The organism is Pseudomonas amygdali, assembly GCF_002699855.1.
Taxonomy (GTDB): domain Bacteria; phylum Pseudomonadota; class Gammaproteobacteria; order Pseudomonadales; family Pseudomonadaceae; genus Aquipseudomonas; species Aquipseudomonas amygdali.
In genome coordinates this window covers 1-10,102 of the sequence record NZ_LKBW01000075.1, presented here as the reverse complement: position 1 = coordinate 10,102, position 10,102 = coordinate 1, and the positions used below count along the sequence as shown (strand labels likewise).

The following is a 10,102-nucleotide window of genomic DNA, read 5'->3' as shown; positions in this document are numbered from 1 at the left end:
CCGAGCTGGTAAAACAAGGGCCTGCCTGACGGCAGGCCCTAACCAGCCCGAACACAAAAAAACTGATACTCCCCCTCTGGCTCCTGCTTATTCCTTGCCGCCTCTCTCTCTGCCTCTGCATCCCTGCGGCTACGTAAACCATCAACCAAGCGAGCTAAACCGGCACGTGTTATTTCCTGACAGTCAACAGCAAACCGCTCAACCTCAGATGGGAATTCCTTATGGGCCTGTACCATTTCATACAACGTCCTGGCACCGACTTCGGACTCGTTCCCGAGCGTTTGAATAAAGTCCGGAGCGGTTGCTAATGCCAGATGCTGTGAAAGCGCTTCTGGGCGAATCCCAAGGCGTTTAGCGATGTAGCTTTTTTTGTCGCCTTCCTCGATCCGCTCACGGATGAATTCTGCTATTTCCATCGTTGTAAGCGGTTCACGCTCGGTGTTCTCTGTGACCTGGTCGTAAACGTCAATCTTTTCACTGATGATGACAGGTACAGTTTTTAGGCCCGCCAGCTTGCAGGCGCGTAACCGGCGTTCCCCCATGCTGATAACGTATTTGCCATCATCATTCATTGGCCAAACTGTGATGGGCTGGTTTAGCTGACTTTCCTTGATTACCTGGGCAAGCTTTTCAAGTTTGGCCTGGTCAAATTTCTTGCGTGGCTGCTTCTTCGTAATCACGTCGTCAATTGGTACTTCGATTACGTGAAGGCCAGGCGCGACAGGTGTTGCCTCGGCTGCTGGAGCCGGTGCGGCGGGTGGCGCTGTAAAGCCACCCATAGTCGTCAAATCAAGCTTCTTAGCCATTGGCCTTCTCCATCTGATCAAGCATTAGCGAGAACACAGCTTTAACTTCCTTGCCAGCGGTACGAGCTGCGGTTTTAACACGTCCCGTCGACTCGCCTTCCTGCTCACTCTCAAGTCGCCAAACTGGCACGCCTTCCGCTGCGGCTTCCTTGTACGCGCCTCGCTTAGTCACATAGCCACCAAAAACATACTGACGAAAATGGGTCATCAGCTGCTTAAGCCACTCGATCTGAGCGGGTTGGGTAGCGTCAAATTCATTTGGCACAATGCCCATATTGACGAGCGATGTGTTCCAGCCTTGCTGGATGAACGCGATCCGCGCCAGTACGTCTTTTGCAACGTCGATGCTGTAGGAATCGATACGGCAAGGGATGGCAACAAAATCGCTGCATACCAGCATTGTGTTTGCAATCCGGCTGTTCGCGCCTGCGGTGTCGATAATCACGAAGTCAAAGTTTTCAGCGATGGCCATCAAGTTTGCTTTAACCACTTCGACCATCTTGGCGTCGTACATGGCTGAACGTTCGGCGGCGATCAGACCGGCTTTATCAGCCATAACAACACTCAGATTCTGGCACTCGACCGGGACAACTGGGCGAAGGGTCGCAGTCTTGAAAAGGTCGGATGCTACTAGCCCAGGTGTTGCGTATGCCGCGAGCGGTTTGCTGCCGTTACCTTGTTCGTCCGCATCGATATACAAAGTCCGGTAGCCACTCTCGGCCAGGTAAAAAGCCTCGTTGTAGGACAGAATCGATTTACCGCTACCGCCCTTCTGGTTTGCCCACACTTTGAAAATTGTTTTCTTCATGACTCGTCACCTCGACTGAGTTTTGACCGCGCTGACTGTTCTAGCAACTTGACGTGTTCGGCCATATCAGCCGGTAGGGTTGCGACAACCTTGACCCAGCCCTGGGGTGGTGCGCCATATTGCTGATGTAACTCGTAAGCCTTCTTGACCATGTTGGACACGGCTTTGGTTGTCACGCTTAGCTCTGTCGCAACATCGATCTGTTTCTTTCCCTCCACGAGAATCTGCCGAACGGCCTCGATGTTTGCCGGTTTCCACCGCGGGCCCATGTGTTCTTTCAGTGACTCGAAATCCACTGGCGTAAGACGTTCTTTTCTCTTCATGGCCCAGCCTCAAAATAGCCATTTTTGACTAACTCCCATCACGTTAGCGCCACAGGTTGCCGCCTGTTCGTGAGTCAATCATATGGTAATATGACTATGGAGTAAACAGTTAAATCCACACTAACCGTTAAGTACAAATGTGACGCCGGAGACGAGAGATAACGAACTTTTTCTTTCCGGAGTAGCGTTTCTGATCTTCTGCGGCTGTGCTGAAAACGCAGTACTCGAATCAGTAGAAATAACCAGAGATACGCTAAACCTGATCTACGGTGTGCCTTACCACTCCCAGTCGAAAGGTCTGTTTAACCCTGATCTCAGATCGAGGCAAAAGCCTTAAAAGCCAAAAGCAATGTTGTCGCGCTTCGCGCTCGTTGTTGTGCTCGTGCTCGCCCTTGCGGGCTGCACTGCGCTGGCATGGGCCTTGCTAACGCAGGGTTGGTGAGCTGGTGGTGAGGAGAGGGCAAAGCTCACCCTAAAGCAGCCTAAGCCGCCTTAGTTTGAGCCCTACCACTACAGACGAATTACGCTGGGCCGGAGCCGCTGTCTGGAGCCTGGTCGGGAGTGCATCAGGGTACGCCCCTGCACCTGTCTGTGTTACGCCACGTATCAGCGCCCGACCCCGTCACAGACCGCCTGTTATCACGCTGCAAGGAAGGGTAATTACCCAGTGTCCCTGCTCTGTATCAAACAGACAACTCATACCGGTCGCAGCTTTGGTCGGTTCCCCCAGTAGCTGCGTAACTGTCACCGTGCACACGCTGTCGTCACGTGTCCTGCCACCCGTGTGCAACGGTGGAGTTCGTGAATCGCGGTACTCGCAGGTCATCTGAATGTCAGGCACAGGGCTAGACAGAGCAAAGAAATATGCTCCCGTGTGCAACGGTGGAGTTCGTGAATCGCGGTACTCGCAGGTCATCTGAATGTCAGGCACAGGGCTAGACAGAGCAAAGAAATATGCTCAGAATGTCACTACGAGTCTCGCTCTTGGCCGCTAAACCAGATTCTCCGAGACTCCGTGGTAAGGGTGCCGCCAAGCACCTCTTACCAACCAGCGCCCCCTATTTGGGGGCGTTTGCGTTTTCTAGGACCTGCCACTGGTGATAGGCCCTTCATAGCAGCCGGTGGGCTGTCTAATTCCAACGCAAACTGTGGATGCTCTATCCCAGCTTCCAGCTCATCCAAATACCTCAATACCGCTTGGCGCAACACTGCCGAAGTGGTGGTGCCGCGCGCCCTCATCGCGGAGTCAAAACGCCGCTTGATTGAGTCGTCCACTTTCGTGGCCATGATGGTTTGCGCTTGTGCGGTCATAGTCGTTCCCCGATTATACCGTTTAACTAACGCCAAAAAGTAGCGGTTAAACGGCTAAACGTCAAGCCACCGAACGCTGTCCGCTGATTCTGGGAAGTTTTTTGTCCGGCGTGGATAGGTGGCGGCGCTATTTTGGATTGTACAATCCAAAGCTAAAAGGGCAGCTTGTACGGAAAAAAAGCCCATATCTGTAGCGGCTTNCTGGGAAGTTTTTTGTCCGGCGTGGATAGGTGGCGGCGCTATTTTGGATTGTACAATCCAAAGCTAAAAGGGCAGCTTGTACGGAAAAAAAGCCCATATCTGTAGCGGCTTGCGTTTGAAACACGCGTGCTCGCAATCAGTGCCTTTTTTCGGCTCAGATTATTTGCGTGCATCCGGTGCAGTTGGCTCAGATTAACTGCATCCCAGCTCACGATATTTGCGACTAGCTCAAATTGCAGGTTGCTCGGCTCACGCTTTTTGCAACTGATTGTGCGTGCAGAAACTCGTGGTAATACGCCTTTTCTGGACATTGAAATATGTACGGATTTGCTGGACTCGGTAACCCCAGCCCTACCATGCCTGCGCCTAGAGCGCGGTTTTTGTCCAAAAAACCCTCGATTGATGGACGTGCTAGCCGGTGCTGGTTCAGTTGCAGCTAATGTGAGCCGGAAACGATGGAATGCAAGTCGATGCGGCTGAATGCAAGCTCGCTCGCAATTAATCTGAGCCAGACGGCTCCGTCAGTCGCAGTTAATCTGAGCCGAAAATTGCGCTGATTGCGAGTACGGCTGTTTTCGATTGCAAGCCGCTACAAGTAGGTGTTACCTCGGACGCTGAACTTGGCATCAGGAAAAGCTTCTTTGAGGGATTTACGGACGAGCTTTGCGGTTTCAGCGCAGGTAAGATAACGAGTAGTCATGTCTAACTCCATCATAGTTAGCGTGATCAGAAGCCCTGAGTCGGTTGCCGCCGACCTGGGCTTCGTCGTTTATGCAGCTCTCTAACTGCATGGGCCTAGTATACTTCCACTTATCTATGGAGTAAACAGTCAACATAACCTTATAGGCTATGATATGCTGTTTCTGTTGCTACAGAATTTGTTTTCCGTAGTAGCATCTTTTGATCTTTTGTCAGAGGAATTGCCATGGACAAGAAAGACATCGCGGCCGCACGCACCATCGAGCTGACTTCAGTTGTTGAGGGCTTCGGAGGCCTGCGTGATCCTGCGGACCCTAAGCACAACTGGAAGACGCACGCAGGCCGGATAACGATCACCGGCGACAAGTTCTATAACCATGACGCCGAGGTAGGTGGCGGCGGTGCCATCGATCTAGCAATGCATCTGGGCTCGTTCCGGTTCAAAGAAGCTGTCGCTTGGCTAGGCGATACGCATGGGCGGGATTCAACTATCGCGAGCTATCAAGCCGACGCAAAGACCCGTGCAACGCGAATACTCGACACCACGCCAAAGCCCAAGCTTGAAATTCCAGAACCGGACCTGCGCAAGCTGGACAGGGTTAGGGCGTACCTCACAGAAAAGCGTGGGATACCTGATGCTATCGTCGAAATCGCTATCGAAAAGGGCAGGCTGTGGGCTGATAAGTACGGCAATGCCGTTTTCGCCTTACGCGACTTCAAAGGCGAGTTGACCGGCGCCGAGCTGCGAGGCACCTATGACAAACCATTCCACGGGATACGCGGTGATCGAGGCCTGTACTTCACCGGCAAGGCTGCCTCAAAGGTGGCCGTGTTTGTTGAGTCCTCCATCGAGGCTATGAGCTATCAAGCGATCAATCCGAATGCCTTGGTAGTGGGTACTGCTGGAAGCACACGCGACATACTCCAGTCCGCAGCCAAGCATTTGGAGGTCGAAGGCTACAAGGTCGTAGACGGTTTCAATGCAGACAAGGCTGGGGATCGCTTAGGTGATCGACTACAGAAAGGCGTGACGCAGACCGTAGAGCGCGTACGGCCTACTGCGGGTAAGGATTGGAATCTGCAATTGAATGCCAATCGCGAGCAATCAGCCGCCAAGGATGAAGCCATAGAGCGCTGAATGCGCAGACAGAAAGGTGATAGATGCAGTGCGCAAGGGTGTATATCAATAGCGCATCTAATCGTAATCGCAAATACAAAAACATCTAAATCGTTGCAACAAAAAAGGCATTGCTGTAATTTCGTAGGCTATTGGAAATGCCCGGCCAGCCGGGCAAAGCTGAGGTTCTATGAAGCTATCACCACTCGCCTTAAGTTTTACCCTGCTATCCGGCGTGGGATTTTGCGCGTCTGCCATCGCAGAAAACTACCCTGTCGTTGGCAGTGAAACCCAACAAGCCCGAGACGATCAGCGCTCGCAGATTCTTAATGAAGAACTGGCTACGGAAAAAAAATCACTTGAGCGCGTCAACGCCGAGCTGGCCGACGCGATCAAAGGCCAGAAGACCCCCGAGGAAGTGCAAGGCATTGCCGCCAAGGCCCTTTCGCATACCAGCAACATCACTTCGATACAGCGCGAGATAGACGGCCTGTCTGGCAAGAAAACGCCTAGCCGTAAGCCCGCCTATGTCCCCGCGCCTGTCACCAAACCGCAGCAGCAAGAAGCGACCCAAGCAGACGTGGACGTGCCTTATTNAAACGCCTAGCCGTAAGCCCGCCTATGTCCCCGCGCCTGTCACCAAACCGCAGCAGCAAGAAGCGACCCAAGCAGACGTGGACGTGCCTTATTGGGACGTCTACAGACGCAAGCAATCCACTCCCCCAGCGCAGGCCGCAGCTGATGACAGCGGGAGTTCCGATCAACCAGAAAGCGACAAGGAGGCCTCATCTGAACAGGCAGAGTGATGCAATCCGTATGTGCAAAAGCATGGTTCCTGCTACACCAATGAGTGCCAGGGTGCAGCGCTCCGGCACTCAAGACGATAGGATAGGGCCCTCCACACAACAACACGGGGCCCATGCAATGAAATCAATTGACGAAAACCAACTAGAAGAGTTCGCGGCCAATAACGCAGTGAAGCAATTTATTTTCAGGGAAGCCGAAGACCAACGATTCTGCCTAGTAGTTGTACTGACGTGGAAGGAGGGTGAAAACGTTCTATTCACTGCGAGGAAGCAAATGCGGCTTTGGCCGAATTTGAACACATTAGCTGGCTTTGTTCGGGGCCTTCGATGCCTCAATACACCGATAACTCTGGAGCTTGACTATGCAAACCCTCAAACCGACAAGTAGCAAACAGCGCATGTACACAAATAAGCAAATGATCCTGTTCGCAGTTGTGTTAATCGCAGTCGTAGCAACGNAAACCCTCAAACCGACAAGTAGCAAACAGCGCATGTACACAAATAAGCAAATGATCCTGTTCGCAGTTGTGTTAATCGCAGTCGTAGCAACGCCTTTGACGTTCGCAGCTAATCCGTTCCAGACCGGTACTACTGGTTTGTCAGCCGATACCAAAGCCACCCTTACACCTGTTGCAGGGATCGCAGTGATGGTCTCTGGCCTCGGGGCAGCGACCGGACGGATTCCGTGGATGGTTTTCTTCGGCGTGATCATTGCCATTGTCTTCATCTTCGGTAGCGATCAGATCGTGTCTTGGGTTCGTGCCCTTTTCGGCGTTTAAGCAAAAAGCTGAGGCCTCACATGGATAGAAACGACGGAATCTTAGTCGATACGTTATTCGTGGGGCCTACGCGTCCTACGATGTACATGGGCGTTACATGGCATGCATTTATTTGCAATGCTGTGGTGTCCACTGAAATGTTCGTTTTTAAAGGCAACCTGCTGTGGTTGCTCTCCTTTATCCCAATCCACATAGTTTTATACGGAATCTGTCTTTACGATCCTCGTATTTTTGAACTTTTGTGGCTGTGGGTTCGTACAAAGATGTTTACCTTCATCGGTAACTTCTACTACTGGCGTGCTGCGACTTTCAGTCCTCTGGATTTTCATGCGGGCAAGAAACCAAACCGCCTAAAAATTCGCAGTCTTAAAAAACGAGGTCTGCTATGAGTTTCGCACAAGCAGTAAGACAAAAAGTGATGACAAGAGAACCGATGGCCTCTGAGAAGCTGCCGTTCGATTGTCATGTCGATAAGTTCACGATCCAGACAACTGACCGTGACTATATGCAAGTTATCAGGTTGACCGGCGCTAGCTTTGAGAGTGCCGACGACTCACAAATTAACTTGTGGTACAAGCGCCTGAATGTACTTCTGAAAAACGTTGCAAGCCATAACATTGCCATTTGGCAACATGTTGTTCGACGTAAAGAAAATAAATATCCAGAAGGTGAATATCCAGAAGGTTTTGCAAAAGACTTGAAGGAAAAATATTCTGCACGCTTGAACTTGGAAAAACTACGTGTAAACGAACTTTACCTTACTGTCGTGTATCGGCCTTTCCCGAACAAGATCGGCAATGCGATGTTTGAGGTAATGAAGAAAGCAGACAATACAAGCGCAGCGTCAGAGCGTGAAGAGGCTGTCGCTCTTCTCAATAAAGTAGTAACTACCATTACACGCAGCCTAAGACGCTATGACGTTGAGAAACTGGGTGTCTACAAGCACATGGGTGTTCATTACTCTGAGCCCATGGAATTCATGTCTTACCTGCTTAACGGCCACTGGCGACGTTTTGCGATAGCACAGGCCCCTTTGCGTAAGCTTATGCCTGCGGTTCGCCCGCTCTTTGGTAGTGAGACAATAGAAATACGAACCGCTACGTCAACATCATATGGCGCTATGCTGGGTATTTCAGTGTACCCGGATGAGACTTCTCCAATATTTCTTCAAGAAATTCTCAAAGCTCCGTTTGATTTTGTTCTGTCTCAGAGTTTCAGCTTTATAAAGCAGGAATCTGCACGCAACAGAATGCGTACGACTCAAAGGGTCATGGAAAGTGCGGAGGACGATGCAAAATCACAAATAGATGAGATTGAAGATGCACTTGACGATCTTGCATCTAAAAAGATCGTCATGGGCGAGCATCACTTTGGTCTATTTGTTAAAGCGGGAGACCTAGACAGCCTTGAGACCAACGTAGCCGACGCAGAGACGGCGCTAGCAGAAGCGGGCATTCAATCTGCACGTGAGGACCTAGCCCTTATCGCGGCATTCTGGGCTCAGTTTCCGGGACAATTTAAGAACCGCCCACGTTTGTCTGCTATCAACAGCAAAAATTTCTGTGGCTTTGCGCCGTTGCATAACTTTCCGAGTGGTCGGCTTAAAAACAACCACTGGGGGGATGCCCTCACGATGTTCACGACAACAGCGGGAACCCCGTTCTACTTCTCGTTTCATCACTCTGACCCGCTAGACGTTAAGGGTGTCAAAGTAAAAGACGTAGGTCATACAATGTTTCTGGGGCCTACAGGCTCAGGTAAAACCGCGACTGTAGCATTCCTGCTTAGCATGCTCGTTAAGTGTGAATGTACCTGCGTTCTTTTTACAAAGGATCGTGATACTGAAATTATTATCCGTGCACTGGGCGGCACGTACTATTCAATTAAAAAAGGCGTGCGCACAGGCTGGAACTTTTTTACTCTGGAAGATAAGTCCTTCATCAAACAGATGGTCCTGTACCTCTGCGCGCACAATGGCAACATTGGTGCAATCAGCGTCACCGACCGTGACGAAATCGAGGAAGCTGTTAATGCTGTGATGAGGCTCGCCCCGAAACATAGAAAGCTTGGCCGAGTTCTGGACTATCTGGATAAGAACAAAGAGCTTAGACAGCGGCTTCAGCGGTGGTGCTATTCCCGTCAGGAAGGCCGTCCTGATGGTGAAAATGCCTGGGTGTTTGACAATGCCCAAGACGAGTTAGCCGATACGCTAGGCAATAACCTCATTACAGGGTTCGACGTGTCGGAGTTCTTGAATATCGACGAACTCCGTACGCCTATAAACATGTACCTGTTTCACCTCACTGAATCTTTGATCGACGGCAGACGCTTTGCCATGTTTATCGCTGAGTTCTGGAAGGCGTTGTCTGACCCACCTTTTCAGTCATTTGTTGAGGACCGGTTAAGGACTATCCGTAAGTTAAACGGTTTTGTCGTGTTGGATTCGCAATCGCCAAACGATGCATTGGCGAGCCCTATATCTCACGTACTGCTTCAACAAACACCAAACAAAATACTGTTTCCTGATGGGAACGCGGATTGGGATCTTTATAAAAAGATCGTTACGGAGCGAGAATTCAATATCATCAAAGAGGAAGACCCGGAACAAGCACGCTCATTTCTGATCAAACAAGGACACAGTTCAGTATTCGCCAGCTTGGATCTGACCGGCATGGATTTTGAACTAGATGTTCTCTCCAGCAAGAAACGCAATCTTGATCTTATGGAGAGTTTGATAGCCGCGTATGGTGCGTTGCCGCAAAACTGGCTACCTCATTTTGCCGCTGCAAGGAGAGACGCATGAAAAATGTTAACCGTATAACTATCGCTTTGGCTCTTGGTGCTGCGCTGACAGTGTCGCAAGCTTCTGCTGCTGTCGTGCCTGTCGTTGACGGGATAGCTATCGAACGCGCTGTTGCAAACGGACTCATTCTGACCCAGCAACTTAAGCAGCTATCTGACCAGCTCCAGACGCAAAAGAATCAGCTTGAGTCAATGACCGGGAACCGTGGTATGGGCGGCATGATGGCTGACAGCCCGCGTAATAATCTGCCGCCTGACTGGAATCAGGCTATGGATTTGCTCAAGGGAAACAGTGGTCCCACTTACGGCGACTTAGCCAATTCGGCACGTCAGATTCAAGAATCGCAGGCGGTACTTTCTTCTCCCGAAGCAGCAAGCCTTTCGCCTCAAATGCAACAGTGCCTCCAGCAGATGCGCGGTATGAGCGCGAACCAGCAAGCCCTGGGGCAG

The 10,102-nt window shown here is 51.0% G+C and carries 10 protein-coding genes; 5 read left to right on the top strand and 5 right to left on the bottom strand.

Features of this window, described 5'->3' with window-relative positions:
• Positions 1-38 precede the first annotated feature (38 nt).
• The 5 genes from AO277_RS07675 to AO277_RS29630 form a co-directional block, all read right to left on the bottom strand.
• Positions 39-806, bottom strand: a complete 768-nt coding sequence (locus AO277_RS07675) for a ParB/RepB/Spo0J family partition protein (protein ID WP_099258867.1) — start codon at positions 804-806, stop codon at positions 39-41.
• The gene (locus AO277_RS07670; protein WP_099258865.1) at positions 799-1,614 is read right to left on the bottom strand and encodes a ParA family protein; all 816 of its coding nucleotides are present in this window, start codon (positions 1,612-1,614) and stop codon (positions 799-801) included. Before AO277_RS07670 ends, AO277_RS07675 begins: the two co-directional genes overlap by 8 nt.
• Positions 1,611-1,937: a TrfB-related DNA-binding protein gene (locus AO277_RS07665; RefSeq protein WP_099258863.1), complete on the bottom strand. Its 327-nt coding sequence runs from the start codon at positions 1,935-1,937 to the stop codon at positions 1,611-1,613. Before AO277_RS07665 ends, AO277_RS07670 begins: the two co-directional genes overlap by 4 nt.
• A gap of 1,041 nt (positions 1,938-2,978) precedes the next feature.
• The gene (locus AO277_RS29635; protein WP_371411870.1) at positions 2,979-3,224 is read right to left on the bottom strand and encodes a ribbon-helix-helix protein, CopG family; all 246 of its coding nucleotides are present in this window, start codon (positions 3,222-3,224) and stop codon (positions 2,979-2,981) included.
• 814 nt (positions 3,225-4,038) lie between these two features.
• The gene (locus AO277_RS29630; RefSeq protein WP_180273430.1) at positions 4,039-4,149 is read right to left on the bottom strand and encodes an LPD29 domain-containing protein; all 111 of its coding nucleotides are present in this window, start codon (positions 4,147-4,149) and stop codon (positions 4,039-4,041) included.
• A gap of 225 nt (positions 4,150-4,374) precedes the next feature.
• Here AO277_RS29630 and AO277_RS07655 point away from each other — a divergent pair, with 225 nt between their 5' ends.
• The 5 genes from AO277_RS07655 to AO277_RS07625 all read left to right on the top strand — a co-directional run.
• Positions 4,375-5,286: a DUF3991 and TOPRIM domain-containing protein gene (locus AO277_RS07655; protein ID WP_099258861.1), complete on the top strand. Its 912-nt coding sequence runs from the start codon at positions 4,375-4,377 to the stop codon at positions 5,284-5,286.
• 1,147 nt (positions 5,287-6,433) lie between these two features.
• Positions 6,434-6,850, top strand: a complete 417-nt coding sequence (locus AO277_RS07640; protein WP_099258855.1) for a TrbC/VirB2 family protein — start codon at positions 6,434-6,436, stop codon at positions 6,848-6,850.
• Between the two features lie 20 nt (positions 6,851-6,870).
• A complete protein-coding gene (locus tag AO277_RS07635) occupies positions 6,871-7,239 on the top strand; it encodes a VirB3 family type IV secretion system protein (protein WP_099258853.1) in 369 nt (122 codons plus the stop codon).
• Positions 7,236-9,653 (top strand): VirB4 family type IV secretion/conjugal transfer ATPase, encoded by a 2,418-nt coding sequence (locus AO277_RS07630; RefSeq protein ID WP_099258851.1) that lies wholly within the window; start codon positions 7,236-7,238, stop codon positions 9,651-9,653. Before AO277_RS07635 ends, AO277_RS07630 begins: the two co-directional genes overlap by 4 nt.
• On the top strand, positions 9,650-10,102 hold a 453-nt coding region (locus tag AO277_RS07625; protein WP_218962504.1), incomplete at its 3' end, for a type IV secretion system protein. The genes AO277_RS07630 and AO277_RS07625, both read left to right, overlap by 4 nt.